Annotated in this window: 21 protein-coding genes; 6 read left to right on the top strand and 15 right to left on the bottom strand. The window is 69.4% G+C overall.

Translation table 11 applies throughout. The annotated features are described in order from the left end of the window. Positions 1 to 6 precede the first annotated feature (6 nt). Genes EDM04_RS04105 through EDM04_RS04090 form a run of 4 tightly spaced genes read right to left on the bottom strand, consistent with a single transcriptional unit; the run spans position 7 to position 5,060 of the window. Positions 7 to 1,830, bottom strand: a complete 1,824-nt coding sequence (locus EDM04_RS04105) for a type II secretion system protein (RefSeq protein WP_123619886.1) — start codon at positions 1,828 to 1,830, stop codon at positions 7 to 9. Next, positions 1,827 to 3,776, bottom strand: a complete 1,950-nt coding sequence (locus EDM04_RS04100) for an ATPase, T2SS/T4P/T4SS family (RefSeq protein ID WP_123619885.1) — start codon at positions 3,774 to 3,776, stop codon at positions 1,827 to 1,829. The genes EDM04_RS04105 and EDM04_RS04100 overlap by 4 nt, the downstream gene beginning before the upstream one ends. A gap of 33 nt (positions 3,777 to 3,809) precedes the next feature. Beyond that, positions 3,810 to 4,274 carry a hypothetical protein gene (locus EDM04_RS04095; RefSeq protein ID WP_123619884.1) on the bottom strand — a complete coding sequence of 155 codons (465 nt, stop codon included), beginning with the start codon at positions 4,272 to 4,274 and terminating at the stop codon, positions 3,810 to 3,812. A gap of 27 nt (positions 4,275 to 4,301) precedes the next feature. Next, positions 4,302 to 5,060: a hypothetical protein gene (locus tag EDM04_RS04090; RefSeq protein ID WP_123619883.1), complete on the bottom strand. Its 759-nt coding sequence runs from the start codon at positions 5,058 to 5,060 to the stop codon at positions 4,302 to 4,304. Positions 5,061 to 5,136: 76 nt separating this feature from the next. Between EDM04_RS04090 and EDM04_RS04085 the strand changes: the two genes are divergently transcribed. Both EDM04_RS04085 and EDM04_RS04080 read left to right on the top strand, forming a co-directional pair. After that, positions 5,137 to 6,216, top strand: coding sequence for a tubulin/FtsZ family protein (locus tag EDM04_RS04085; RefSeq protein WP_123619882.1), 1,080 nt, complete (start codon positions 5,137 to 5,139; stop codon positions 6,214 to 6,216). 74 nt (positions 6,217 to 6,290) lie between these two features. Beyond that, a complete protein-coding gene (locus EDM04_RS04080; RefSeq protein ID WP_123619881.1) occupies positions 6,291 to 6,989 on the top strand; it encodes a phosphoglycerol geranylgeranyltransferase in 699 nt (232 codons plus the stop codon). 135 nt (positions 6,990 to 7,124) lie between these two features. On the opposite strand, the gene EDM04_RS04075 is transcribed toward EDM04_RS04080, so the two are convergent. The 3 genes from EDM04_RS04075 to EDM04_RS04065 all read right to left on the bottom strand — a co-directional run bounded on the left by EDM04_RS04075 (position 7,125) and on the right by EDM04_RS04065 (position 11,316). Continuing rightward, the gene (locus EDM04_RS04075) at positions 7,125 to 8,432 is read right to left on the bottom strand and encodes a Tat pathway signal protein (protein ID WP_123619880.1); all 1,308 of its coding nucleotides are present in this window, start codon (positions 8,430 to 8,432) and stop codon (positions 7,125 to 7,127) included. A gap of 4 nt (positions 8,433 to 8,436) precedes the next feature. Then, positions 8,437 to 10,344: a hypothetical protein gene (locus EDM04_RS04070; protein ID WP_241154846.1), complete on the bottom strand. Its 1,908-nt coding sequence runs from the start codon at positions 10,342 to 10,344 to the stop codon at positions 8,437 to 8,439. A 324-nt stretch (positions 10,345 to 10,668) separates the two neighbouring features. After that, entirely contained in the window at positions 10,669 to 11,316 is a 648-nt protein-coding gene (locus EDM04_RS04065) for a riboflavin synthase (RefSeq protein WP_123619878.1), read from the bottom strand. A 127-nt stretch (positions 11,317 to 11,443) separates the two neighbouring features. On the opposite strand from EDM04_RS04065, the gene EDM04_RS04060 reads away from it, so the two are divergent. Next, the gene (locus EDM04_RS04060) at positions 11,444 to 11,770 is read left to right on the top strand and encodes a hypothetical protein (RefSeq protein WP_123619877.1); all 327 of its coding nucleotides are present in this window, start codon (positions 11,444 to 11,446) and stop codon (positions 11,768 to 11,770) included. 15 nt (positions 11,771 to 11,785) lie between these two features. Here the strand turns inward: EDM04_RS04060 and EDM04_RS04055 are convergent, their stop codons facing one another. The 4 genes from EDM04_RS04055 to EDM04_RS04045 form a co-directional block, all read right to left on the bottom strand. Next, on the bottom strand, positions 11,786 to 13,138 hold the full coding sequence (locus EDM04_RS04055) for a Xaa-Pro peptidase family protein (RefSeq protein ID WP_123619876.1): 1,353 nt from the start codon (positions 13,136 to 13,138) through the stop codon (positions 11,786 to 11,788). Then, positions 13,135 to 14,979 carry a UvrD-helicase domain-containing protein gene (locus EDM04_RS04050; protein ID WP_123619875.1) on the bottom strand — a complete coding sequence of 615 codons (1,845 nt, stop codon included), beginning with the start codon at positions 14,977 to 14,979 and terminating at the stop codon, positions 13,135 to 13,137. The genes EDM04_RS04055 and EDM04_RS04050 overlap by 4 nt, the downstream gene beginning before the upstream one ends. A gap of 126 nt (positions 14,980 to 15,105) precedes the next feature. Beyond that, a complete protein-coding gene (locus EDM04_RS18415) occupies positions 15,106 to 15,264 on the bottom strand; it encodes a hypothetical protein (RefSeq protein WP_008002314.1) in 159 nt (52 codons plus the stop codon). A gap of 88 nt (positions 15,265 to 15,352) precedes the next feature. After that, complete coding sequence (locus tag EDM04_RS04045; RefSeq protein ID WP_080509988.1) at positions 15,353 to 15,535, bottom strand: HVO_0416 family zinc finger protein; 183 nt, start codon at positions 15,533 to 15,535, stop codon at positions 15,353 to 15,355. 179 nt (positions 15,536 to 15,714) lie between these two features. On the opposite strand from EDM04_RS04045, the gene EDM04_RS04040 reads away from it, so the two are divergent. After that, complete coding sequence (locus tag EDM04_RS04040; protein ID WP_123619874.1) at positions 15,715 to 16,164, top strand: acyl-CoA thioesterase; 450 nt, start codon at positions 15,715 to 15,717, stop codon at positions 16,162 to 16,164. Positions 16,165 to 16,363: 199 nt separating this feature from the next. Then, on the top strand, positions 16,364 to 18,130 hold the full coding sequence (locus tag EDM04_RS04035) for an L-lactate permease (RefSeq protein ID WP_123619873.1): 1,767 nt from the start codon (positions 16,364 to 16,366) through the stop codon (positions 18,128 to 18,130). A gap of 119 nt (positions 18,131 to 18,249) precedes the next feature. Here the strand turns inward: EDM04_RS04035 and EDM04_RS18940 are convergent, their stop codons facing one another. Continuing rightward, the gene (locus EDM04_RS18940) at positions 18,250 to 18,372 is read right to left on the bottom strand and encodes a hypothetical protein (protein WP_277424140.1); all 123 of its coding nucleotides are present in this window, start codon (positions 18,370 to 18,372) and stop codon (positions 18,250 to 18,252) included. A 177-nt stretch (positions 18,373 to 18,549) separates the two neighbouring features. Further along, complete coding sequence (locus EDM04_RS04030) at positions 18,550 to 21,645, bottom strand: FAD-binding and (Fe-S)-binding domain-containing protein (protein WP_123619872.1); 3,096 nt, start codon at positions 21,643 to 21,645, stop codon at positions 18,550 to 18,552. 98 nt (positions 21,646 to 21,743) lie between these two features. Here EDM04_RS04030 and EDM04_RS04025 point away from each other — a divergent pair, with 98 nt between their 5' ends. After that, on the top strand, positions 21,744 to 22,112 hold the full coding sequence (locus EDM04_RS04025; RefSeq protein ID WP_123619871.1) for a VOC family protein: 369 nt from the start codon (positions 21,744 to 21,746) through the stop codon (positions 22,110 to 22,112). Positions 22,113 to 22,711: 599 nt separating this feature from the next. Here the strand turns inward: EDM04_RS04025 and EDM04_RS04020 are convergent. Together EDM04_RS04020 and EDM04_RS04015 are read right to left on the bottom strand one after the other, a co-directional pair. Further along, the gene (locus EDM04_RS04020) at positions 22,712 to 23,623 is read right to left on the bottom strand and encodes a CoA ester lyase (protein ID WP_123619870.1); all 912 of its coding nucleotides are present in this window, start codon (positions 23,621 to 23,623) and stop codon (positions 22,712 to 22,714) included. Between the two features lie 296 nt (positions 23,624 to 23,919). Then, positions 23,920 to 24,960 carry a zinc-dependent alcohol dehydrogenase family protein gene (locus tag EDM04_RS04015; RefSeq protein ID WP_123619869.1) on the bottom strand — a complete coding sequence of 347 codons (1,041 nt, stop codon included), beginning with the start codon at positions 24,958 to 24,960 and terminating at the stop codon, positions 23,920 to 23,922. Positions 24,961 to 24,974: the final 14 nt, after the last annotated feature.

Here is a 24,974-nt window from a genome sequence, read left to right as displayed (position 1 = left end):
ACTTCGCTACAGCAGTAGTCCGGCCCCAAGGAACGCGACGAGATACGTCGCGGTCGCGGTCGGGAGCGCGATCCCGATCCGATAAGCGACGAGGGTCCGGTCGAATCCGCGTTCAAGGCCGGTCGCCAGCGCGGTGAGCAGCGCCGCGAGGAGCAGCACGTACGTGCCAACGATCCGTCCGAGCACCGGAACCGAGAGCGCGCCGCCTCCGTTCGATCCCGCGGACGGTTCGCCGGCCGTTCCGACCCCTCCGCTGCCGGAAGCGCCGGTGCCGCCGGCACCGCCGACGCCGAGCGCGTCCGCTCCGGCGGTCGCCCCGGCACCGAGCCCTCCGGCGTCGACCGCGTCGATGCCGGTGGCGAGCGCGACCGTCGCCCCGCCGACGAGCGGCGCGAACACCGCCGCCGTGTTCGTCAGCGTCCCCGTTACGGTCGCGAGCTGTCGCCGCGCGTCGCTCTCGAGCTCGCGGAGGTCCTCCAGCTGGTCGGCGAGCTCGAGCAGTACGTCGCCCGCCGGTCGCCCCTCCCGAGCGGCGACGGCGAGCAGCGCGACAGCGCCCCGCACCCGCGGCGACGGCACCGGAACCGCCGGACCGCCGCGGCCGAGGAACGCCTCTCGGACGCCGACGCGGAGCGTGTCGCTCCGTCGCCCCGCGAGTTCGAACAGCTCGCCGGTGGCGCCGTCGATCCGCTCGCCCGCGTTCGCGATCGCGGTCTCGACGGCGACGCCCTCGGCCACGTCGCCGCCGATCACCGTCATCGCGTCCGGGAGGGTGCGCTCGACGGCGCGGACGTCCGACAGCACCGCCCTGCGGTGTCGGACGGCGACGAACAGCGCGACGCCGGCACCGACGCCGACCCCCGCGACCGGTGCGGTCCACCCGGCGACGAACCGCGCCGCGACGGCGGCGGCGACGGCTCCGGTCCCCACCCCAGCGGCAGCGGCGTGAATCCGTCTCTCCGGAACGTCCGGATGGTCCCCGTCGATGCTCGGCGGCGCGAACGCGACCGGGCGACGGGAGAGCAGCCACGCCGCCGCCGCGAGCAGTCCCATCGGGAGCACGCCGAGGTACAGCGCCGCGACGACGCCGGAACCGATCGGGACGCCCGCCGCGGCGGCCGCCGGGAGGAGGGCGATGAGCGCGAGCGGGAGCAGCACGCCGAACGCGTACAGCGCCGAGACCGGGCCGCGGACCTCGCCGACGAAGGTAGCGAGGCGATCGGTCGTTCCGGCGATCGTCGCGTCGAGCGCACGGTCCAGACACCGTCCCCGACGCTCCGACGGGGCGGACGCCGCCGTCCGGACGAGCGCCGCAGCCCGGTCGATCGCCGGGAACCACGGCTGCCACTCGCGGGCGAACTCCCGGAGCCCGCTGGTCGGTCCGTCGGCGTTCGCTCGCTCGCGCCGCGCGAGGCCGTCTGCGAGCGGTCCGTCGCCGGTCCGTGCGGCGAACCGGACGGCGCGCTCCGTCGACGGGTCCAACCGCATCCGCAACACGAGCCGTCCGACGAGCCCGGGCGCGGCCCCGAGGGCCCTGGTCCGGCGGAGCGAGGCGAGCCACACCGGTCCGCGATGCACGGCGTGCGTGGCTCCCAGTCCCCCCGCGAGCCCGAACAGCAGGCCCGGGACGGGCCCGGAGACGAACGCGACGACGACGGCGCAGGCGAGGCCGACTCCCACGCCGGCCCGGTACCCCGCTTCGATCACCCGCGCGCTCGTGGCGTCCCACCGGAGGAACGCGACTGCGCGGCGAAGCTCCGCCGATCCCTCGTCGCCGTCCACCGCACCCCGTCCCGGCGTTCCGTCGAAATCGCCATTCGGACCGGTCATCGCTCGCCACCGCCGAAGCCGTCGTTCCGTCGGCTGGGATCGTCACGGTCGACGTAGCGCTCCGGCGCTGTCCGTCCGGTTCTCGCCGCCTCCCCGATCCGTTTCCCCCGTCGGTCGATGGCACTGCGGACGGAGGCGTACGACTCGCCGGTCTCCGTGAGCGACTCGACGAGTCGACTCTCTCCGCGGTCGATCCGTCCGGTGGGGACCAGCCCCGTTCCGGTCCGCTCGAACAGCGGCTCGAACGAGGCCTCGCCGTCGTGGCCGACGACCTCGGCGATCGTCTCGACGCGATGGTCGTCAAGCACGACGATCAGGTCGGTCGCGGCGAACGAGGACGGGGAAACGCCGAGATCGCTGACGACCCGCTCGCGGACCGCCTCGGGCGTCTCGCCGTGGATCGTCCCGAGGACCGCCTCGCCGGCCGCGCCGACACGCATCGCCTCGTACAGCGCCGCCGCCTCCTCGCCGCGGACCTCGCCGACGACGATCGCGCCGCCGCCGAGTCGAAGCGCGGTCCGCACCGCCTCGCTCGGCGACGGCTCCGCGCCGTCGCCCACGCGGAGCCGCTGGACGTCGCGTCCGGCCGCGGTCACCGCTTCGGCCGGCAGCTCCGGCGTGTCCTCGATCAGGATCGAGCGCGTCTCGGCCGGTAGCTCCCAGAGGAGCGACCCGAGCGCGGTCGTCTTTCCCGCGCCGCGGCCGCCGGCGACGAGCCCGGTCACGCCACGCTCCACCGCCACGGAGAGGAGGCCCGCGGCCGCCGGCGTGACCGTCTCGACGTTCACGAGCCGCGCGAGGGTCCACGCGTCCGGATCGCCACGCCGGAACGTAAAGGAGAGGCCGTCGCTGGCGGGGTCCGTCGTCGCCGCGACCCGGACGCGCCCGGCTTCGGCCTCGATCGTGGCGTCGAGCGTCGGGCTCGCGCGGGAGAACCCCCGTCCGCTCGTCCGCCGGAGGCGGGACGCGAGCGTCGCCGCGCCCTCGGGCGGGAGCCTGACGTTGGTCCGGCAGCGCTCCCCGTCGACGACGACCCGAAGGGGATTCTCCGCGACGGGCGCCGACAGCGTCGCGTCGCTCACGCGGTCGTCGGCGAACACGTGTTCGAACGCGCCGTACCCGCGGGTGTGTCGACGGAGCACGTCGCCCAGCGTCGAGACTGGGTCGCCGGCCGCCGCCACCGACCGCACCGCTCGCCCCGGAGCCCTGTCGCCGCCGGTCGGGTCGTCGAGCAGCCGGTCCTTCGCGGCGGCGAGTCGCTCGACGGCCTCGTCGTCGAGCCGCGCCGAGGGGGGCGTGAGGTGGTACGTCCGCAGCGGTCCCGCCCCCTCGTACAGCCGCACGGTCGCGCCCGTGTCGACCTCCCACCGATCGACGAGCGCCGCGTCCGGCGGCGGCGCCGACGCGACGCGCGTGGCCGCGATCGTCGGCCCGGCGTGCGCCCGCAACACCTCGCCGACTTCCTCCGCGTCCGCGACCGTCTCGGCCAGTCCGGTCTCCGCGGCGATCCGCTTCGGCGGTCCCTCGCGGCCGCTCGCCTCCCGCGCCGCCGCGATCGGCTCCCGGGTCACGCGATCGGCGAGCCGCGTCTCGTGGAACTCGATCCGTTCGCGGAACCGTCCGGCGGCGATCAGACACGCCGCCGCCCGCCCGGCGTAGGTCCGCTCCCGCCCGGCGTGGCGGGTCCGGACCACGTCGGCGTCGCGCTCCGTCAGCGCCTCCACGACCGTCGCGAGACAGGCGGGACTCGCGGCGAGATCGCCGCGTCCGGGGCAGTCGCCGGCGTCGACCGCGAGCACGACTCGGTCGTCGACGCCGGTGCCAACCGGCTCCCTGAACGACGGTTCGCACCGACAGTCGTCCGCCTCGTCGTCGACCCACGGGAGCGCGTGCAGAGGCGCGTCGTCGCTCCCGAGCGACGACATCGAGGGGAGATCGAAGCTCATGGCGAGCGTGGCCGCGGTATCACTTATAAACCCTCACCCGATCCGCGCGATCTCGACGATCGGGCCGTCGACGAGGCGGAGCTCCAGACGGCTCTCACCGCGCGTCCGGAGCTCGATCGGCCCGTCGACGATCTCGACGGTCGCGGTCGTCACCTCGGGGGCGATCGAGGCGGTTCGCTCGCGCCCGCCGTCGATCCGATAGCGGAGCGCCGGGACGGGCTCGCTCTCCGGTCGCTCCGTCTCGACGAGCGCGAGTCGGTCGACCCGCGCGGCCGTGACGCCGCTCGGAGCGCGGACCGTCACCGTCGTTCGCGCGGCGAGCGACGGATCCGAGACGCTCATCGACCCGGCGGCGAGCCCGCCGATCGCCCGCTCGACGCGGTCCGATTCGGTACCGAGCCGCTCGTCAGTCGTCCCGGTCCGGGAGTCCTCCAGCGCCGGCATCGATACCGCGAGGAGCGCGACGGCGACGAGGACCGTGAGGACGACGCGGATCACGGCTCCCACCTCGCGCCGCGAAGTCGGTTACAGCGAGTCACGGAGCCGATCCAGGGCGCCGGAGCGCCACGAGTCGCCCGCGCTCTCGCCGTCCGTCTCGGGGCGATCGACCGCGGGTTCGGCCGCCGATCTCCGTTCGTTTCCTCGCCGCCGATCCGTCGGAACGGCGGCGTCGAGGTCGGCCTCGCTCGGCACGCCGCCGTCGAGCGCGTCGTCCGCGGTCGCGTCGTCGATCGCGACTTCGCCCGCGGCCCTGCCGTCCCTCGCGTTCGTTCCGCCGTTTACACCGGCGTCGCCGTTCTCGCTGGCCTTCGCGAGCGCGAGGTCGGCACGGCGCTCGACCGCTTGATTCACTGACCGGATCGATCCGACGTACCCCCTGATCGCCTGCGTTGCCGCCTCCAGCTCCTCGACGCGCGCCTCGAGGTCGCCGAGCCGCGTCGACAGCTCCTCCCGCTCCGCGCTCGCGGTCGCCTCGTCGCCGAGGTCGGCGACGGCGTCGTCGGTCCCGGTGAGCGCGCGTTCGACCGCGCGGAGCCGCTCTTCGAGCCGGTCACCGTTCGATCCGGCGTTCGGAACGGCGTTCGAGTCCTCACCCGGAGCTCCACTCGGGTCGGAGTCTGTCGGACGCTGCGCCGTCGATCGCGTGGAGTCGGCGGTTCCGGCCGGCGTGCGATCGGCTCGGCCGAAGGAGGAAGAGTGGCCGGTACGCCCGTCGCTCGTCGTCTCCGCCGTCTCCCCGCCGTCGGCGAACGGTCGGTCGCGGTCGCGAGTGTCGTCGGTCACGCGGCCGACTGGCCGCGGTTCCGCACTTAAACCTCGGGGGAAAAGGTATTACCGCGCGATCGGTTACCTTACGATCATGAAAGCGGTCCTCCTCGGCGTCGGACAGGCGGGCGGGAAGCTCACGACCGCGCTCGCCGAGTTCGACGCCGACGCCGGCTACGGTGCGGTGCTCGACGCGCTCGCGGTGAACACCGCGTCGGCGGACTTAGAACCCCTCCCGCTCGACACGGTCCTCGTCGGGCAGTCCCGGGTGAACGGACACGGCGTCGGCGGCGACAACGAGCTCGGCGCCGAAGTGATGGAAGAAGACGCCGTCGAGGTGCTGGACGCGCTCGCGCCGAAGGTGACCGCCGACGCGGAGGCGATCTTCGTGGTCGCGGGGCTCGGCGGCGGCACCGGCTCCGGCGGCGCGCCGATCCTCGTCCGCGAGCTGAGCCGCGTGTACGACGTGCCCGTGTACGCGCTCGGGGTCCTCCCCGGCCGCGACGAGGGGGCGATGTACCAGGTGAACGCCGGACGCTCGCTGAAGACGCTCGTTCGCGAGGCCGACGCGACGATCCTGCTCGACAACGACGCGTGGCGCTCCTCGGGCGAGTCGGTCGAGGGCGGCTACGCGGCGATCAACGCCTCGATGGCCAAGCGGGTCGGGCTCCTGCTCGCGGCGGGCGAATCCGTCGAGGGCGTCGCGGAGTCGGTCGTCGACACGAGCGAGGTGATCAACACGCTCCGCGCCGGCGGCATGGCCGCGGTCGGGTTCTCCTCCGCGCCCGCCGCCGAGGACCCCGAGGAGAACGTCACGACCGTGATGAGCGCGGTCCGGAGCGCGGTGATGACCGGGATGTCGCTCCCGAACGCGACCGAGGCGGACGCGGCCCTCGTCGCCATCGCGGGCGACCCCGACCGGATCTCTCGGAAGGGCGCGGAGAAGGCGCGCAAGTGGCTCCAAGAGGAGACCGGGTCGATGCAGGTGCGCGGCGGCGACTTCCCGCTCGACTCCGACCGGGTGGCCGCCCTCGTCCTCCTCGGCGGCGTCGAGCGCTCGCGCCGCGTCGAGGAGTTCCTCGAACGCGCGCGGCAGGCGGTCCGGGACGAGCCGGAGGAACAGGCCGATCCAGCCGACGCGTTCCAGAACGACGAGATCGACGACCTGCTGTAGTCTCGGCTCTCGAGCCGCCCGCTCGCGAGACAGGTTCCGCACCTTTTTGGTTCCTGCCGGTGGAGTCGTTTCCGATGAACAACCCGTGGGACGACTGGGACCACGTGCTGAAGGTCGACCCCGACAAGGAGCTGTACGGGGACGACACCTTCGAGGACGTCTGCCGGACCGGGACCGACGCGATCGAGATCGGCGGGACCCTCGACGTCACCGCGGAGAAGATGAGCCGCGTCGTCGACGCCGCCGCAGAGTACGACGTGCCGCTGTACCAGGAGCCGTCGAACCCGGGCGTCGTCATCGACTCGCCCGCCCTCGACGGCTACCTGATCCCGACCGTGTTCAACGCGGGCGGCCCGTTCTGGATCACCGGCGCGCACAAGGAGTGGGTCCGCATCGACGACCTCGACTGGGACCGGACGCACACCGAGGCGTACATCGTGATGAACCCCGAGGCGTCGGTCGCCCAGCTGACCGAGGCCGACTGCGACCTCAGCGCCGACGACGTGGAGGCGTACGCGAAGGTGGCCGAGCGCATGTTCGGCCAGGAGATCGTCTACGTCGAGTACTCGGGCACGTTCGGCGACACGGAGAAGGTCGCGGCCGCCCACGACGCGCTCGACGAGGCCGCCCTCTTCTACGGCGGCGGGATCCACGGCTACGAGTCGGCCAACGAGATGGCCGCCCACAGCGACGTGATCGTCGTCGGCGACCTGCTCCACGACGAGGGCGTCGACGCCGTCCGCGAGACCGTCGAGGGCGCGAAGGACGCCTGAGGAATCGAGACTCGGTGGTTTTCCGCCGAATCGTCCATCGCTTCTTGGTGCTTTCGGACCGGTCTGTGCTATCGGATCCGTCGGAGGCAGGGATCGGCGAATGATCGGGGCCGCCGTGGATGCCCCGCTCGCCGTTCACTGGGACGGCCGCGGGAGCGCCCGGCTCCCCCGCGGGGGGATCAGGTAACTCCCCCAGCTGCGGACGCGGATGTACTGGAGGATCCCGTTTGGCTGTCGCGGACCGAGTCCGTACTGGTGGAACCGCTCGCCGAGCATCGCCTCTCTAGCGGCGGTGAACTCCGACATCCGTCGCTGGAGCGAGAGGAACTGAAGCCCTGCGGCGTCGCCCTCCGTCGTGTTGACATCCCGTCTGAGAAGTACCGGCTCTCCGTCCTCGCGTGCCTGAGCAAGCTTCTGGGCGTGGCCGACCGTGCCGTGCTCCCGGGCGTGATCGTGGATATCGTCGGTGACGTCGGTGGCTCCGGTCGCCGCTCCCAGTCGCTCACCCACGGTTCCGACTGCTTCCTCTGCCGCGTGTTCGGGGCTGAACATCCGCGCGACGCGCTGTTCGTGGTCGTTGTCGTCGAACCAGATGTCGAGGTTGAGTTCGATCGACTCGAAGTGTTGGGTCGTACCGCCCGCGAACGGCCCGGACCGGATCGTCACGCGGTCCTCGGTCGCCTGACTCTTCCGAAACCCGGACCGAAATCCCATGAAGAAGGGCGCCTCCTCGGGCACGGGTTCGCCTTCTGGAACCCCGTCAAGTCCGGTCTGACGGTCGGCTGGGAGTCCCGACCCGACGAATCCGGTCCGACGGTTCGTCCGCTCGAAGACCGGCGCGAGCGTCTCCCCGACGTCATGGCCGTTGAGCGAGTCGTTCTCGCCGAAGAGCGCCTCTTCGACTGCGAGGACCACCGCCGGATCCTCGCTCGCGAGATGTAACATGGCGTCGCCGTCGTCGACGTCGATCCGGCTTTCGGCGGTGATGGCGGTGATCGGATCCGGGTCGGGAAGATCGACGGCGTCGATTGACTGCTCGTACCGGTTGAAGTACGCCGGTGTGTACCCGAGCGTAAAGAGTACGCCATCTGGTCCCCATTCGAGCGCCCGCTCTACGCTCCGGAGTGCCGCTTCGACGCGTTCGCGGTCCGTCCGGTTCGGGGCACTCGTCAGCGCCAGGCGCAGGAACACGTGGTGTGACGCCCGGCCGACGGTTCCGTCGGAGTCGGTCGGGAGCGTCTGGTTCCAGGCGTGCTGTCGGTCGGGGAGCGTCTCTGGATCGCTCCCGGGCGGCGCGTCGAGCGCGTCGCGGCCCTGCCCGTCGAGACAGGCCGCAAGCGCGGTCGCCCCGCCGGCGGCCACGACGCGGCGCACGAACTGTCGCCGGGACGCGCCGGACTCGTTCTCGCTCGATGTCACCGCCGGAACCTCCGATCGATCCATCCTGTTACTCGTAGCCGGTGAGTTCGATGTGACCGGTCGTCGTGAAGTTCGTCGTCCCGGAGGGGTAGGGGACCTGGTTGGTCGCTCCCACCATCAACAGCCAGACGATCAGCCGCTCGCCTTGGATCGACTCGCCGTCGACGTACTGCGCGGGGTGATATAGATTCGACGGCGTCTCCTCGTCCACGAGCCGTTCTGCCGTCGCCTCGCCGGGTCCTATCTCGTCCTCGTGGCGGCGGACGACGACGAGTTCGGTGTCGTCGTCGAGCGGAATATCGACCGCCTCGGGACCGTCGGGGTTACTGAAGCGCGCTTTCATGCCCGGGTCGCCGCCGACGTAGAACTCCTCGTCGGGTTCCGTCCACTCGTCGCCGTCGAACAGCTCGACCGCCACGCCGCTTTCGGTTCCGGGCGTGATGTCGAACGCCTGCGTCGAGGTGTAGTGCTGAACGACGCGCTCCTCGTAGCTGCCGTTTTCGGCGTAACTCTCGGAGTTCGCTTGCACCTTGTTCACGAACTGCTTTACGAAGCCGGGGCCGGCCCGCCGGAACACCGGCCGCAACACGCCGTCCTCGTAGAAGTCGTAGGCGATGTCGTAGTTGTACGGGCCGAACCGGAACCCAGAGTGGAAGTCGACGCTCTCGAGCCCCTCCGCACCGGTGTGGTAATGCGTTTTAAGCTGGAAGCCGCTCGGCCGTCCATTGTCCGCGGGAAAGTCGATCTTCGAGAGCAGTCCGGGTCCGCCGAAATCGGTCCCGTGAACATCCCAGAAGGCGAGATCGCCGGTGAAGACCGTGTCGTCGTCGGGGAAGTAGTACTCGCGTGTCATCCGGCCCTCGCGGGGCGGGAGGTAGTACCCGGTGATCGTCATCGGCGTGTTTAACGCCTCGAACACCGGTTTGCCGTTGTACGATCCCGTCATCGTGATCCCCTCATACGTGGGATCTTGCCACTCGATCGACCAGTCGCTCTGCTCGAAGCTACTCTCGGGCGGTTCGATCCGGTGCCAGCCCTCGTTTGCAGTGTAGTAGGGGCGTTTTTCGAACGGCACGCCGGGGACCTCGTCGACGACGGAGTTCTCCACCGGGACGACGTCGCTGGCGAGGTCCGGTGGCTGGTACTCGACGGCGTTGTCGACAACGGTGACGTTGATCAGTTCGGGCTCGTCTCCGGACCCGTCTAAGAACGCGCTTATTACCTTCAACTCGCCGTCGTCCTCAACGTACAGCGCCGCGGTACCGCCCATCCCGTGTCTGAGATCCCCCGCGCCAAGACCGGTGAACCCGCCGCCGGACCCCTTCCAAGAGGGGTACCACTTATACTCGCTCAGATCGCCGAACTCCTCCTGGACGACATCACTCTCGAGGATCAGGTGTCCGTGTTCGATGTCCTCGGCATTCTGGGTCTTCTCCCAGCTCACGTCCTCCGGTTCCGTAATCTCTAGGCCGACGATCTCGTCGGTGTGCCGGTCGATCAGCCCGTATACGGTTTGCCGCTCCTCCGCGGTGATCTCGAAGGTCGCCTCGGCGTCCTCGCTGATCTCCTCGCCGGGGTACGGGAACCCGATCTCCTCGACGGTGAACGACGCCGGCCCTTGGAGACTGACGACCTCGAGGTGGTTCGTCAGCACCTCGTAGACCTCGAACGCGCCGATCCAGTCCCCGACCAGATCGTTAACCCGGGGATCCCCGAGCAGCGTCTCGACCGCACGGCTCTTCCGGTAGAGATGCATCCGCTCGTACCCGTCGTTGTCGAACGAGCGCTCGGAAGCGAACCTTGCGGTGTCCAGTCGGATGTCCGGAATACTACTCGTCAGCCCTTCCCTCTCGCCGGATTCAGAGGCTCCTTCAAACTCCTGTGAGGGAGATTCCTGTGAGTCGCCGAACCCCGAACACCCGGCGAGTGCTGTCACACCGCCAGCCGCTCCAGCGAGTTTGAGATACGTCCTGCGTGGTAGCGATTTAACCGATCGTTTCTCTGACATTGCGACCAATTGTCACAAAGAGTTGTATATAAGATTGATGTATGTGGGGAGAAAGGAGATATAATTACTTGAGTAATGGTATAAGTCTAGGTACAGGTCCTTTTTGCATTTTTATTCACCGAAAAATCACTGGTATGCGGAACTGAGGCGATCGGCGTCACAAACCGACTCCGGCTGCGTCGTCTCAACCCCAGAGGGTCCAGGCCACGATACTGAGGGTCATCTTCCCGCGCTTCCCGCCCCGAACGTCAGCTAGACGTCCCCGCCGATCATGTTCTCGACGTACTTCGCGATCACGTCCACTTCCAGGTGGACCGGGTCGCCGACCGACTTCGCCGAGAGCGTCGTCAGCTCGTAGGTCGTCGGGATGATCGCGACGTCGAACTCCTCGGCCCGCTTCTCGGCGACCGTCAGCGAGATGCCGTCAAGCGTGACCGACCCCTTGTCGACGAGGTAGTCGTCGTGTCCCTCGGGGATCGAGAAGGTGAACCGCCAGTCCTCGCCGACGCGCTCGCTCGCCGTCACCTCGGCGACGGTGTCGACGTGGCCCTGCACGACGTGGCCGTCGAACCGCCCGTCGGCGGGCATCGCCCGCTCGACGTTGACCGCGTCGCCCGCGGCGACCTCGCCGAGGTACGTCTTCGCGACCGTCTCGCTCGCGAGGAACACTTCGAACCAATCGGCGTCTGCGTCGCCGTCGTCGGTGCCTCCGTCGTCGCTCTCGCCGGCGTCCGCGCCACTGCCGTACTCCTCGACCGTGAGACAGACGCCGCTGACGCTGATCGACTGGCCGTGGTGGAGGTCGTCGAACCCGTCGACGGCGATCCGGAGCCGGAGCCCGTCCTCGGTCTCGGTCCGCTCCCGGACGGTTCCGGTGTCCTCGACGATGCCGGTGAACATACCGGAACTGGGCGCGCGCGACACATATCGGTTCGGTGTTCGCTCGGGACCCGCTGCGGCCGCGTCCCACGACTCCGCGCCGCCGACGCCGCGCCCCTTTTGACCCCCGGGAGCCAACCCGGTCGCAATGAGACTCGGGTTGACCGATATGATCGGGCTGGCGGCGTCGCTGATCTTCGCCCTCCCGCTCGCGAACTACGCGGTCGTCCGGCTGTTCGCCGGCGAGGTCGCGCTCGGCGTCGGCCTGCTCGTCGTCGCCGCCGCGATGGTCGTGCTCCCGCAGTACTTCCTCGATCCGGGGCGGATCGTTCGGGGACTGCTCGCGGGGCTGCTCCCCCGACAGCTCCGCGGGCTCGCCGCTCTCGATCCCGCGGACGAGGGCTCGACCGACGCGGACTCGACGGCGGAAGAGACCGAGTCGAGACCCGAGGACGCGACCGCGGTCGAGAAGTAGGCTCTCCGTCCGAGTTCACTCCCGATCGGCCGGGACGATCCCGAACGGGTACTCGGCCAGCACCTCGCAGCCGTCCTCGGTGACGACGACGAGGTCCTCCAGCCGGACGCCGCCGACCTCGGGGTCGTACACGCCCGGCTCGACCGTCACGACGTGGCCCGGTCGCAGCTCCGTCCCGCTCGACAGCGACGGCGACTCGTGGAGGCTCACGCCCACGCCGTGGCCGGCCCCGTGGGTGAACCCGGGCTCGCCCTCCCTCGCGTTCGGGTCGAACCCGTACGCGCCCAGTTCGGCGGCGGCCTCGCCGTGGACGGCTTTCGCGGGGACGCCCGGCTCGATCTCGCCGAGCGCGACCTTCCGGGCCGACTCGACCGCGAGGTACGCCCGCCGCTCCCAGCCGCCGTCGCCGTCGACGACGAACGTCCGGGTGAGGTCGCCGCGGTAGCCGTCGGGGCCGCGCGGCGAGACGTCGATCAGCACCGTCTCGCCCGCGCGGATCGGCTCGTCGCCGACGAAGTGGAGGTCGGCCGCCGACGGGCCGGCGCCGATCGCGGTGTCGCCCGCGTCCCGGACGCCGTGAGCCGCGAGCGTCGCGTTCACCGCCCGCCGCAGGCGCTCCGTCGTCAGGGGGGCGCCCTCCCAGCGGAGGGCGGGCCTGCGGTCGGGTTCCGAGTCGCCGTCGGGCGACGTCCCTCCCGCGGACGCCGCCCCGACGACCTCGCTCGCGGCCAGCGCGGTCTCCGCGCGCGCCATCCCCGCGACCGCCGCGCGCTGGACGCGGCGGAGCCGGTCGACCTCGGCGTCGGTCTTCCGCGATCTGGCGTCCTCGACCGCACCGGTCGACGCGAGCGCGTTGCCGGCCCGTTCGAGGTACACCGCCGCGTCGTGCGGGATCGGCGGGGGAACGAGGAGGGTGGGGTCGCCGTCGTCTCTCTCGCCGTCCTCGCCACCGTGATCTCTACCGCCGAGCAGGTCGCGCACGACCGCCGCGGCGCGCTGGCCCGCGTGGTCGCCGACGCGCTCGGTCCGCACCTCGCGGGCGACGCCGTCGTGGAACTCGGCGTCATCTCCACCCCCGTCGCGCGCCCCGGCGACGAACTCCCGCTCGGCCTGCTCGCGGAACAGCGAGGGGGCACAGAGGACGGCGCGGCCCGCGGCGCCGCTCTCGCCGTCCCGGTCGTGGCTCGGGACGACCACCAGCGCGTACGCCCGGTCCGGACCGGCAAAGCGCGTGAGGTACCGGAGGTCGTCGTCGAACCGGTCGCCGACGGCGACGAAGGCGTCGGCGCCCGCGTCCGCGACCGCCTCGGCGATCGGGGCGAGGTCGGTTCGGAGGGGACGAATCTGGCCGAATCCGTCGTCGCTCACGGCTCGGGTTCGGGGACGGCCAGCTCCGCCTGCACCTCCTCGACGAGCTCCTGTGCGGGCTCGTCGCGGAGCTCGTTGAAGAGCAGGACGCTGATCGGGAGCGTCGGCGCCCCGCTGATGAGGCTCTCCATGATCACCAACCGCTCGCGGGCGCGGGACATCCCGACGTAGAACACGCGGCGCTCGTTGTCGGTGAGGACGGGGACGGGGCTCGTGGTCTTCGTGAACTCCTCGACGCCGTCCACGTCGGTCGGGTCGTCGAGCGAGGCCGCCATCTGCTCGACCACCTTCTCGGTGAGGTCGGTCGCGACGAACACGTGGTCGGCCTCGCGGCCCTTCGCGGAGTGGATGGTACCGACGCGGACGCGGGTCGGGTCCGCTCCCTCGTAGTCGCCGCCGAAGTACGCGCCCATCGACTTCCGCTGGAAGCTCGTCACCTTCCGGACCATGTCGTCGGCGCTCGCGGCGTCCGGCATGAAGGGGATGAACTCGTCGAGCTCGTCGCGCGTCACCTCGATCAGGGAGACGTCGTCGGCGTCGGCCGCCTCCTCGCGGTCGTCGAGGAAGTCGTAGAACTCGTCGCGCTCGTGGGTGCCGAACGCCGAGTCCTGCAGCATGTCGGCGAGGCGTCGGGCCTCCAGCCCGTTCACGGGGTCGCCGGCGTCGGCCTTCTCGATGGCGCTGACGTAGTCCTGCACGCGGTCGGTCCACATCCGGCCGTCGGTCAGCATGGTAAAGGGGATCCCGTGGTCGATGAACTCGTCGATGAAGTCGAACATCTGGTAGCGCGCCCGGAACAGACACATCACGCTGCCCTCGTCGTCCTCGACCGTGTACCGGACGTTCCGGACGAGCTCGAGCATCGACGGCGACTCGATCGCCTCGACGGTGCCGCCCTCCTTGCGGGGGTGGAGGTCCTTCTCCTGTCGCTTGTCGATGTGACGGATCTCGGCGTTGACGACGTTGAGGATCTCGGAGGGGAGCCGGTAGGAGTTCGGGAGGACGACGTCCTCGTCGACCTCGGTGTCCAGCAGGAGGTCGGGGTCGGCGCCCTGCCACGCGTAGACGACCTGGTCGTCGTCGCCGGCGATGAGCACCTTCCGCATGTGCGGTTTCCACTCCTCGAAGACGTTGTACTGCAGCGTCGTGATGTCCTGGAACTCGTCGATGATCAGGTACTCGACGTTCGGGACCAGCGAGCGCTGCGCGACGCGTTCGAGCATGTCCGCGAAGCCGACGAGGTCGTGGTCGCCCTTGTAGCCGCGCCACGCGCGGATCGTCTCGGGGATGTCGATCCGGTCGTCGTCGGAGGGCCACGTCGGCGTGTACTTGTTCCCCTGCTGGGCGTTCGGGTCCTCCTCGGGCGGGAGCCGGACCTCCTCGACGTTCCACTGGAAGGGCACGTCGTACCAGTCGGCCACGTCGCGCTCGGTGCGCTGGAGCCACTGCGAGGTGGCGATGATCTTGTTGCCGATCGTCGTCGACCGCGCGGTCCGCCGCCCCGCGCCGCCGTGCTGGTCCTCGAACTCGATGCCGTACTCCTCGCAGAACGCCTCCTTGTCGTCCTCGCCGACCACGTCGCCGCGAGAGAGGTCGAGCAGCTCGTACGCCTTCGCGTGCATGGTACAGACGTTCCCCTGGAGGCTGCGGGGGGAGATGTCGAGGCGCTCGGCGAGCCGCTCGCGGATCTCGGCGGCGGCGGCGCGCGTGTACGAGACGACGAGCACGTCGCGGACGTCGGCCTCGTCGTCCTCGAGGATCCCCTCGACGCGGTCCAGAAGCGCCGTGGTCTTCCCGCTGCCCGGACCGCCGAACAGTCGCGTCACCGTGGGATCGGTCATTGTCTACTCCTGACTCCGGTTCTCCTTAAACGCCGTGGCTCGGGCCGCTCCGGAGGGAACGTCGCGTCGGGGCGTCTCCGCGTCTTCCGTCGGGGCGTCGACATGGTCGCTGTCGGGTCGCCGCCGTCAGTTGCTTCGCGTTGCCCGCGCCTCGCGCACGTCGGCGCCGTCGCGGACGAGGTCCTCGCAGGCGGGACAGACTCGGGGCCGATCGACCTCGTTCGGCGTGAACACCCGAACGTAGTCGGTCGTGACGAACGAACCGCAGTTCTGGCAGGTCGGCATACTCGCCACTATCGATTGATACTACATAATACTGCCGCCGACTCCGCTCGAAAGAAAACCGCTAATCGACTGTACGACGCCGTCGGCGTCAGGTCGGACGCCAGTCGCACACGTCACACCGCGCTGTTCCCTCGGGGTGTAGCGCACCGCACTCCGGACACTGAAGCTTGTTATAAGATCGCTCCCAGCGTACGATCTCCGTCTCGTGGCCGTGATCGGACAGGAACTCGTCGAACACGTCGTCGTCCGCGCTGGGTGCACTACTAGACATGCATGCTAGTGAATGCCACGCGAGTATATATATCTTGTTGCGGCTCCAGCGATCCGCGAAAACGCCCAGGGACGATCGGGTTTTCAAGAGAGAAGCGGTCACGTATGCTCTGTGAACTCACGCTCCGGAACCGACGGCGCGCCGCCGCCCCTTTCACGCCCCGGCGTGTGAGCACCGCCATGCCGACCGTCAGCGACACCTACATCGAGAACCGCCAGCGCGTCCAGCCGACCCACACCAACAACTACGAGTCGGCTCACGGGGGCAACGTCGTCAAATGGATGGACGAGATCGGCGCGATGTCGGCGATGCGTGCCGCGGGCGAGACCTGCGTCACGGCCAAGATCAACGGGCTCGACTTCAAGCGACCGGTGCCGCAGGGCGACACCTGCATCGTCGAGTCGTACGTGTACGCGGTCGGGCGCACGAGCCTCCGCACTCGGATCCGCGCGTTCCGTGAGTCCCCCCGGACCGGCGAGCGCGAGCTGACCACCGAGTCGTACTTCGTGTTCGTCGCGGTCGACGCCGACGGAAGTCCCACGGCGGTCCCGGAGCTGACTGTGGAGGACGACCGCTGCCGGGAGCTGCGCGACGCCGCGCTCGCGGCCGAACCGGGCGGGGAGCGATAAGTCAGTGAATTCTTCAGGACGCCCGGCCGCCGAGTCCGTCGCGTAGCGGGACTCTCGCTCTGAGAAGAGATAGCGGCGATATGATACTTACCTTTTATAACTAATGACTGTGATGTAATTCGCGTCGTATGTGGGTGGTAACCTGTCACATGAGTCGTCGACGGAATCGAGTAGTCGAGCATAACCGGGGGAGAGAGCCATGACCACCGGAATCGACGTCGCGGTGGCCGCGGTTCCGCTGCTCCTCGCCGGAGTACTGTTGATCGGGCTCCTCTGGCCGGCGACCCGCGCGATGCCGCTGGCGTGGGTCGCGGCCCTGGTGATCGGATACACCGCGTGGAGCATGCCGGTGAACTGGCTGGCGGCGGCGTCCGCGGTCGGCGTGATGACGGCGGTAGAGATCCTCTGGATCGTCTTCGGGGCGCTCGTACTCCTGTACACCCTGATGGAGGCCGGCGCGTTCGACCGGATCAACCGCGGGTTCGCGACGGTCAGCGACGACCGGCGCGTCCAGATCGTGTTGATCGCCTTCTTCATGGCGACGTTCATCGAGGGCGCCGCCGGCTTCGGGACACCGGCCGCGGTCGTCGCGCCGCTGCTCCTCGGACTCGGCTTCCCGGCGCTCGCGGCGGTCGTCGCCGCGATCATCGGCCACATCATCGCGGTCACGTACGGCGCGGTGGGGACGCCGATCGTGGTCGGGATCCAGAGCCCGATGGAGAGCGTCGAGTTCACCCGTACCGCGATCGAGGAGGGCGGAATGAGCGTCCAGGAGTTCTCGGTCGAAGTGGCGGCGTGGGCGGCGACGTATCACGCGTTGGTCGGGTTCGTGATGCCGCTGTTCGCGGTCGGGATGGTCGTCTACTTCTTCGGCGACCCGGACGACCGCTCGCTGGCGCCGGCCTGGGAGGTCGCGCCGCTGTGTCTGCTCTCCGGGATCGCCTTCGCGGTCCCGTACTGGATCTCGGCGTGGTTCCTCACGGCCGAGTTCCCGGCGCTCATCGGCTCGATGGTCGGCGGCGCGATCATCCTGAGCATCCTGCGCGCGGGCTACCTCCTGCCGGACGACGAGTGGGAGTTCCCGGAGCGCGAGCGGTGGGAAGACCACTGGGTCGGCTCGATCGAGCCGGGGCAGTCGAACGGCTCGAACGGCGGCGACGCCGAGAGCCGCGGCGGCGTCTCGCCGGAGGCCGAGGCGGCCGACCTCAGCGGCGGCGAGGACATGTCGCTGCTGAAGGCGTGGTCGCCGTACATCCTGCTCGTGATCCTGTTGGTCGTGACGCGGGCGGTCGGTCCGATCTCCGAGTTCATCAACCGCGACATCTTCATCGTCAGCTGGAGCGACATCCTCGGCACCACGCTCGCCGGGAGCGTCGCGTGGATGAACGTGCCGGGCTTCTGGCTGCTCGTGAGCGCCGTGCTCGCGATCCCGATCTTCGGGATGTCCGGACAGGAAGTCGGCGACGCGTGGAAGGAGGCGGGCCGGAAGATCGTCTCGCCGTTCATCGCCCTCGTCTTCGTCATCGCCATGGTGCAGGTGATGCTCCAGTCCGGCGCGCATCCGGGCGCGCCCGAGGTCGGCAGCATGATCGTCCTGCTCGCGCAGACGACCGCCGACGCGCTCGGCGTCGCCTACCCCGCCTTCGCGTCGCTGATCGGTGCGCTCGGCGCGGCGATGGCCGGATCGAACACCGTCTCGAACATCACCTTCGGCGCGTTCCAGTTCGAGGCGGCGACGCAGCTGGGGCTCCCGCGGACGATCATCGTCGGCGCGCAGGCCGTCGGCGGCGCCATCGGGAACCTCGTCGCGATCCACAACCTCGTCGCCGCGCTGGCGACGGTGGGCCTCCTCGGACAGGAGGGGCGGGTGATGCGGCTGAACATGATCCCGCTGCTGTACTACGCGACCGGCGTCGGCCTGCTGTGTCTGCTGTTCAGCTACGTGCTGTTCCCCACCGTGTTCTGAGCGCGGGAACCGCACCGCGGCGCGGTCTTTTTATCAGCGACGCCGGCGACTCGCGAGCGACGGGCTCGTCGGTCGGCGAACGAGTCGAATCGGCTACCAGTTCAAAAGATCAGCGTCGCTCAGGCGCGCAGCCACGCCAGCAGGCGCGCGGCCGGGCTGGTCGCCGCCTCGAGGTCTTCGGGTCGCGGGGTGTCTTTCAGTCGCGCGGAGTCGCTTTTGAGGATCGTTTTGATCTCTGCCATTACAGTGACTGATCGCCCCTATATGCGGATAAGCGGCTCGGAATCGCACCGTATAGTGGTGAATAGTTCGTTATACATCAACAATTCTTCTGTGTCTTTCGTGAGGATCCAGGCGCGAATCCGTCTCACGCGAGCGACCGGCGCAGTCGAATCGAGAAGGGTCGCCGCGACGCCGCCTCAGTCGTCGGCGGCCGCCGGTCCCGTTGGCTGGGCGGTGCTCACGTCGGCGTCGGCCGCGGGGCCGGTCACGGCGCGAGCGACCTTTTCGATCGGGTGTGGGGGGTTCTCCGCATCGCTGTCACGGTCGCCGAGCTGGGACCGGCAGGACGCGCCGGGCGCGGTCACCGTCTCGCCGTCGCTCTCGTCGACCTGATCGAAGAGGATCCGGCCGATCGCCTTCGAGAGGTCGTAGTGCTCGGACTCGTAGCCGAACGAGCCCGCCATCCCGCAACACGACGAGTCGAGCGGGTCCACGTCGTAGCCCGCGCGCCGGAGCACCCCGACCGCGTGGTGGTCCTTGTTCGTCGCCTTCTGGTTGCAGTGGCCGTGGTACGTGAGCGACTCGGCGGGCGCGTCGAACGCCAACCGCTCGTCGACGCGTCCCGCGTCGAGGTACTCCAACACCCCGTACGCGGCCGTGGAGACCGCCTCCACGTCCTCGCCGTCGAGGAGATCGAGGTATTCGTCCTGGAACATCACCGCGTCCGAGGGCTCGACGAACACCACGGACTGTCCCTCTTGGACCCGGGGCGCGAGCCGCTCGACATTGGTCGCCGCGCGCTCGCGAGCGTCGTCCAGAAAGCCGGTCGAGAACGCCGCGCGCCCCGACGGCGCGAGGTCGTCTGGCACCTCTACCCGGATACCGGCCGCCTCCAGCACCTCGACCGCGGCCTTGCCAGCCTCGGGGTAGCTGTAGTTCGTGTACGTGTCCGGGAACAGCACCACCGTGTCGGCCGCTTCGCCACGGGTAACCGCCGACCCGCCGCGCGCCTCGAACCACTCCTCGAAGCTCTCCGAGCGGAACGTCGGCAGCTCGCGGTTCGGGGCGATCCCCGCGACCGCGTCCATCACCTTCCGAGCGCCCGGGATCTTCGTCGCCGCGTTCGAGATCGGCGCGAGCGTGCTCCCGAGCGCCGAGAACCGATCGATGTCCCGGAAGATCCGCTCGCGCAGCCCCGCGCCCTCCTTCTCGTGGTGTTCGTGTTTCACCTCGGCCTTCAGCTTCGCGAGGTCGACGCCGGTCGGGCAGTCACTCTGACAGCCCTTACAGCCGACGCAGAGGCCGAGCACCTCCTCCTGGAAGCGGTCGGAGTGGATCTCGTCCTCGTCGAGTTCGCCGCTGATCGCCGCCCGCAGCATGTTCGCCCGTCCGCGGGTCGCCTGGATCTCCTCCTCGGAGGCGCGGTAGGTCGGACACATGACGCCCGAGTCCGTTTCCCGGCAGGTGCCACAGCCGTTACACAGTTCGACGAGGTGGGAGAAGCCGCCCTCGTCAGAGAAGTCGAGTTCGGTCTGCGGTTCGATCGACTGGTACTGTGGCCCGTACCGGAGGTTCTCGCGCATGTCCGTGTCCGCGGCGGTGTCGGGGTACCCCCGCTCGGCCGCGGTGTCCCCGTCGACGTAGACGACCTTCCCGGGGTTCATCCGCCAGTCGGGGTCGAACGTCGATTTGAGCTCTTGGAACGCCGACCACAGCGCCTCGCCGTACATCTTGGGGTTGAACTCGGTGCGCGCGAGGCCGTCGCCGTGCTCGCCCGAGAAGGCGCCGTGGTGTTCTAAGACGAGGTCGGTGACGTCCTCGGCGATGGAGTGCATCTTCTCGACGCCCTCCTCCTCTTTCAGCGAGAGGATGGGGCGGATGTGGAGGGTGCCGCTCCCCGCGTGCGCGAAGTAGGCGGCCGAGGTGTCGTGGTCGTCCAGCACGTCCTCGAACTGGCCGACGTACTCGGCGAGCTCCTCGGGCGGCACGGTGGCGTCCTCGATGAACGGGTAGGGCTTGGGGTCGCCTCGCATGCTCATCAAGAGGGGAATCGCCGCTTTGCGGAGGTTCCAGAGGTCCTCCTGGTCCTCGGGCGTGTACGCTTCGAGCACGTCGAACGCGTCGCCGTCGTCGACGAAGTGGGCGTTCGTGTCGGCGATCGCCGCCTCGAAGTCGTCGACGAGCTCCGAGTCCCACTCCAGCATGAGCGCCGCGGTGGCGCGGTCCGGAATCGGCTCGGCGTACTGGGCGAACTCCTGGGAGCCCGCGGCGAGCGCGAACACCTCGTCGTCCATTAACTCGACCGCGCTCACCGGGAACTCCAAGGCCTCGGGGACCGCCTTCATGGCGTCGCCGAGCGAGTCGAAGGTGTACAGCGCGAGCGCGGTCTCCTCGGGGCGGGTGACGAGCGACACCTCGGCCTCGACGATCGTGCCGAGGGTCCCCTCGGCGCCCACCAAGAGCTTCGAGAGGTTGATCACCTCCTCGCCCGCGTCGTTCTCGTAGATCACCTTGTGGAGGTTATAGCCGGAGACCGAGCGCTTGAGGTTGGGGTACTTCTCGTCGATCTCGGCCCGGTTCTCCTCGACGAGCGCGCGCGCGGTCTCGTAGAGCGCGGCCTCCCGGTCGTCCTTGGCGACGATCTCCTCGTACTCGGGCGAGTCGAGGACGACCTCGCGCGTGTGGATGAGCGAGCCGTCCGCGAGGACGACTTTCAGCTCCTCGGTGTACGCGTCGGTGATGCCGTACCGCACCGAGTGCGCTCCCGTCGAGTTGTTGCCGATGCCGCCGACGACGGTCGCGCGCGCCGAGGAGGCCGGATCGGGCGCGAACTTGAGGCCGTCCTCGGCCAGCCGGTCGTCGAGGTGGTCCTGGACGACCCCCGGCTGGACCACCGCTCGCCGGTCGTCGGGGCGGACCTCGCGGATCTCGTCCATGTGCGTCGAGAAGTCGAGGACGACACAGCCGGGGCCGACGGTCTGGCCGCCGAGCGACGAGCCGGCGCCCCGCGGGATGACGGGGACCTCGTGGTCGGCAGCGACCTCCATGGTCGCCTGCACGTCCGCGATCGAACGCGGGATCACGACCCCGGCCGGACGCGCCTGATAAATGCTCCCGTCGGTCGCGTACAGCACCTGCGCGTACTCGTCGAACTGCACCTCGCCGGCGACGCGATCGCGGAGATCCTCCGCGAGCGCCCGATACGCGGCCACGTCCGGTCGATCGTGGCCGAGTGCGGCCGCCGACGTGTCCAGGTCGGGCGTGCTACTTCCTCGCGTGGGCTCGCTTGCCATACCGTATAGGGGGGACGAGACGCGAATAAAACCTTTGTTGATGATACATTTTCGCGGCTCCGACCGGGATTTATTATCCGGCCGCGACACGCCGAGGCATGGAGATTCTCCACACGTGTCTGAACGTGGCCGACGCGGACCGAACCGCGGACTGGTACGTCGAGCAGCTCGGGTTCGAGCGGTCGTGGGAGTTCACGACCGCCGACGGCGACACCCGGAACGTGTACGTCGCCGACGACGCGGGCGTCGAGTTACAGCTGTCCGACACCGACGGTGAGGAGCCGAGCGCGGACGGCGACCGCTACGACCACGTCGCCGTCGGCGTCGACGACGTCGACGCGACGTTCGAGGCGATCGACCACCACGGCGTCGTGAAGGAGCCGGGCGACCAGCCCGAGGCCGGCGCGCGAACCGCGTTCGTGAAGGACCCCGACGGGCACGCGGTCGAGCTGATCGAGCCGTTATAAATGGAACAGACGGAAGACGAGCGATTTCGGGAGTGGGTATTGCACGTGGATTGATCGGTTGTTTATAAGCGATCGAGTGGTGTTGCTGTCGGTTGTTTATAAGTGGTCGACGGTGTTGCGGCGAAGACCTCCAAAGCCCCAGTCGCTGTGGGCGGCGCACGCTCGCTGCGCGCCTCAGTCGCTCGTTTTACTCGCTCCTTGCGGTGCTTGCGTCGCCTGCGCCGCCCACAGCGACTGCCCCTTTGAATCCCACCCGCACAGCACCGCAACCGCGCCTCACGCCTCCCCAGCCTCGTCACCGGACTACGTCCGGTTGCTAGCGAGAGCTTCGCTCTCGCCCTGTCGCTGGCGGCTGTCGCCGCCAGCGACTCCCTCGCACCGTCGGTTCGCGGCCCTACGGGCCGCTCACCGGGGCGCGCCACCGCGTTGTTATTTATAAGCGATCGTCGCCATCGCTCACGGATCCTTTAAGTACTGATTCGCCACCACCGATCTGCGATACTCACTCCCGTAATCGATCAGTCGGTGACCGCTCCGAGACGCGATCGACGCGAAAAAGTCGGTGTGCCGGAAGGACGCGAGCGCGCTCGATCGAGGTGTTATAGGATCCCGGCGGCCTCGGCGGTTTCGACGATGTCTTGGGCCATCTTGTTGGTGGCCTCGTCGACCATCTGGCCGTCGACGCTGACGGCGCCCTTGCCCTCTTCCATCGCCTCGGCGTAGGCGTCGACGATGCGCTTGGCGCGCTCGGCGGTCTCCGGGTCCGGCGCGAACACTTCGTTGCCGATCTCGATCTGCGAGGGGTGGATCGCCCACTTGCCGTCGCAGCCGATCATGTTGGCGTTCTCGGCGGACTCGCGGAACCCGTCTGCGTCCTCGATGTCGGCGTACGGGCCGTCGAGACAGGGGAGGCCGGCGGACTTGGCGGCGGAGTTACACTCGGAGAGCGCGTGGTGCCAGTAGTGGCCGGGGTACTCGGGGAACTGGCCGATGTCGAGTCCCGGCGTCCCCATCGCCGCGGAGTAGTCGCCGGGTCCGAAGATGATCGACGAGAGCCGGTCGGACGCGTGCGCGATGTCGTGAACGTTGTGGATCCCCTCGCCGTCCTCGATCTGGGGTTCGAGGCCAATGGCGCCGACCTCTAACCCGTTGTTCTCCTCGACCTGCGCGAGGAGGTTCTCGACCGTGTGGACGTCGCTGGCGGACTTGACCTTCGGGACGATGATGTCGTCGATGTGCTCGCCGGCCTCGCCCACGACCGTGATGAGGTCGTCGTACCACCACTTCGTGTCGATCCCGTTCATCCGGAAGCTGAGCACCTTGTCGCTCCAGTCCTCCTCGCGGGCGGCCTCGATCAGCGGCTCGCGCGCGTCGGGCTTCGCGTTCGGCGCGACCGAGTCCTCCAGATCGAGGAACACCTCGTCGGCGTCGCTGTCGGCCGCCGAGTGCATCATCTTCTCGTCGCTCGCCGGCGTCGCCAACTGCGTTCGACGAAGGGTAACGTCTGGCATATCCGAGTCTATCATACTTATCCCTGAAAATAAAGATACCTCACGCGGGGGTATTTTCTCTGAGTCGGACGCGAGTGAATTCTCTGCGGATCCGTCCGCTGCGACCCCCTTCCCGAGCGAGCAACTCACCGCGAAAAACCGTCGGAATTCGGGGACTGAGCCGCCCCGGCCGCGTCAGTCGTCGGCCGGCGCACGCGGTTCGGCCGAGGTTCGCGCCCCTCGGGTTCGCGCTCTCCGGATTCGCTCCCCTCGGGTCCGCCCACCGGATCGTGGACGGCCCCCCTAGATCGGACGATTCACGGTTTGACCAACACCTTGATCGCCTCGCGCTCGTCCATCATGCGGTACCCCTCGGCGACCTCGTCGAGGCCGATCGTCTCCGTGAAGACGGGCGCGGGATCGAGGGTGCCCTGTAACACGTCGTCCATCAGCTCCTCGGCGTACGCGCGGACCGGCGCGACGCCGCCGGCGAGCGTCACGTTGTCCCCGAACATCCCGAACACGTCGAGCCCCTCGTCGTCGACCCCGTGGGGGACGCCGACGTAGCCGATCGTGCCGCCGGGACGCACGGCGTGGATCGCGGTGTTCATGGCGCTCGCGGCGCCGACGCACTCCATCACGTGGTTCGGCCCGCCGTGCGTGAGCTCGCGGATCCGCTCGACGGCGGCCTCGCCGCGCGCCGAGACGGTCTCCGTGGCGCCGAACTCCTCGGCGAGATCGAGGCGGTCCTCGTGGTGGCCGACCGCGACGATCCGCTCCGCCCCCAGCCGCCGGGCCGCCAGCACGCCGCAGAGCCCGACCGCGCCGTCGCCGATGACGGCCACCGTCGAGCCGGCCTCGACGCCCGCGCTCACGGCCGCGTGGTGGCCGGTCCCCATCACGTCGGTCAGCGGGAGCAGCGACCGGAGCGTCTCCTCGTCGTCGGCGAACCGGTCGGGGACCCGGACGAGCGTCCCGTCGGCGTGGGTCGACCGGACGTACTCGCCCTGCCCCCCGCCGTTGTCGCCGCCCCACGAGTCGCGGTTCTCGCAGGAGGTGTGGAGCCCCTTCCGGCAGAACTCGCACTCGCCACAGGAGATGGCGAAGGGGGCGAGCACGCGGTCGCCGGGGTCGACGGAGGTGACCTCGTCGCCGACCTCCTCGACGATCCCCATCGGCTCGTGACCGACCGGAGAGCCCGCGTCGCGGTCGTTGTCGCCGCGGTAGAACCACAGGTCGGAGCCGCAGATCGCGGTGTGGGTCACGCGGACGATCGCGTCGGTCGGGGCCTCGATCTCGGGGCGCGGTCGCTCCTCGACGCCGATCGCTCCGGGACCGTTGAAAATGGCGGCGCGCATGGGATCGAGTACCG

The sequence above is a fragment of the Halorubrum sp. CSM-61 genome (assembly GCF_003781945.1).
Taxonomy (GTDB): domain Archaea; phylum Halobacteriota; class Halobacteria; order Halobacteriales; family Haloferacaceae; genus Halorubrum.
This window is presented reverse-complemented; position numbering and strand designations above follow the sequence as displayed.

What these genes read in the sequence shown, in the direction of transcription:
- EDM04_RS04035 (WP_123619873.1), top strand. Translation starts at nt 16,364, where the DNA reads ATGACCACCGGAATCGACGTCGCGGTGGCCGCGGTTCCGCTGCTCCTC.
- EDM04_RS04025 (WP_123619871.1), top strand. Translation starts at nt 21,744, where the DNA reads ATGGAGATTCTCCACACGTGTCTGAACGTGGCCGACGCGGACCGAACC.
- EDM04_RS04050 (WP_123619875.1), bottom strand. Translation starts at nt 14,979, where the DNA reads ATGACCGATCCCACGGTGACGCGACTGTTCGGCGGTCCGGGCAGCGGG.
- EDM04_RS04080 (WP_123619881.1), top strand. Translation starts at nt 6,291, where the DNA reads ATGAACAACCCGTGGGACGACTGGGACCACGTGCTGAAGGTCGACCCC.
- EDM04_RS04060 (WP_123619877.1), top strand. Translation starts at nt 11,444, where the DNA reads ATGAGACTCGGGTTGACCGATATGATCGGGCTGGCGGCGTCGCTGATC.
- EDM04_RS04100 (WP_123619885.1), bottom strand. Translation starts at nt 3,776, where the DNA reads ATGAGCTTCGATCTCCCCTCGATGTCGTCGCTCGGGAGCGACGACGCG.
- EDM04_RS04015 (WP_123619869.1), bottom strand. Translation starts at nt 24,960, where the DNA reads ATGCGCGCCGCCATTTTCAACGGTCCCGGAGCGATCGGCGTCGAGGAG.
- EDM04_RS04075 (WP_123619880.1), bottom strand. Translation starts at nt 8,432, where the DNA reads ATGGATCGATCGGAGGTTCCGGCGGTGACATCGAGCGAGAACGAGTCC.
- EDM04_RS04065 (WP_123619878.1), bottom strand. Translation starts at nt 11,316, where the DNA reads ATGTTCACCGGCATCGTCGAGGACACCGGAACCGTCCGGGAGCGGACC.
- EDM04_RS04040 (WP_123619874.1), top strand. Translation starts at nt 15,715, where the DNA reads ATGCCGACCGTCAGCGACACCTACATCGAGAACCGCCAGCGCGTCCAG.
- EDM04_RS18415 (WP_008002314.1), bottom strand. Translation starts at nt 15,264, where the DNA reads ATGCCGACCTGCCAGAACTGCGGTTCGTTCGTCACGACCGACTACGTT.
- EDM04_RS04045 (WP_080509988.1), bottom strand. Translation starts at nt 15,535, where the DNA reads ATGTCTAGTAGTGCACCCAGCGCGGACGACGACGTGTTCGACGAGTTC.
- EDM04_RS04030 (WP_123619872.1), bottom strand. Translation starts at nt 21,645, where the DNA reads ATGGCAAGCGAGCCCACGCGAGGAAGTAGCACGCCCGACCTGGACACG.
- EDM04_RS04085 (WP_123619882.1), top strand. Translation starts at nt 5,137, where the DNA reads ATGAAAGCGGTCCTCCTCGGCGTCGGACAGGCGGGCGGGAAGCTCACG.
- EDM04_RS04105 (WP_123619886.1), bottom strand. Translation starts at nt 1,830, where the DNA reads ATGACCGGTCCGAATGGCGATTTCGACGGAACGCCGGGACGGGGTGCG.
- EDM04_RS04020 (WP_123619870.1), bottom strand. Translation starts at nt 23,623, where the DNA reads ATGCCAGACGTTACCCTTCGTCGAACGCAGTTGGCGACGCCGGCGAGC.
- EDM04_RS18940 (WP_277424140.1), bottom strand. Translation starts at nt 18,372, where the DNA reads ATGGCAGAGATCAAAACGATCCTCAAAAGCGACTCCGCGCGACTGAAA.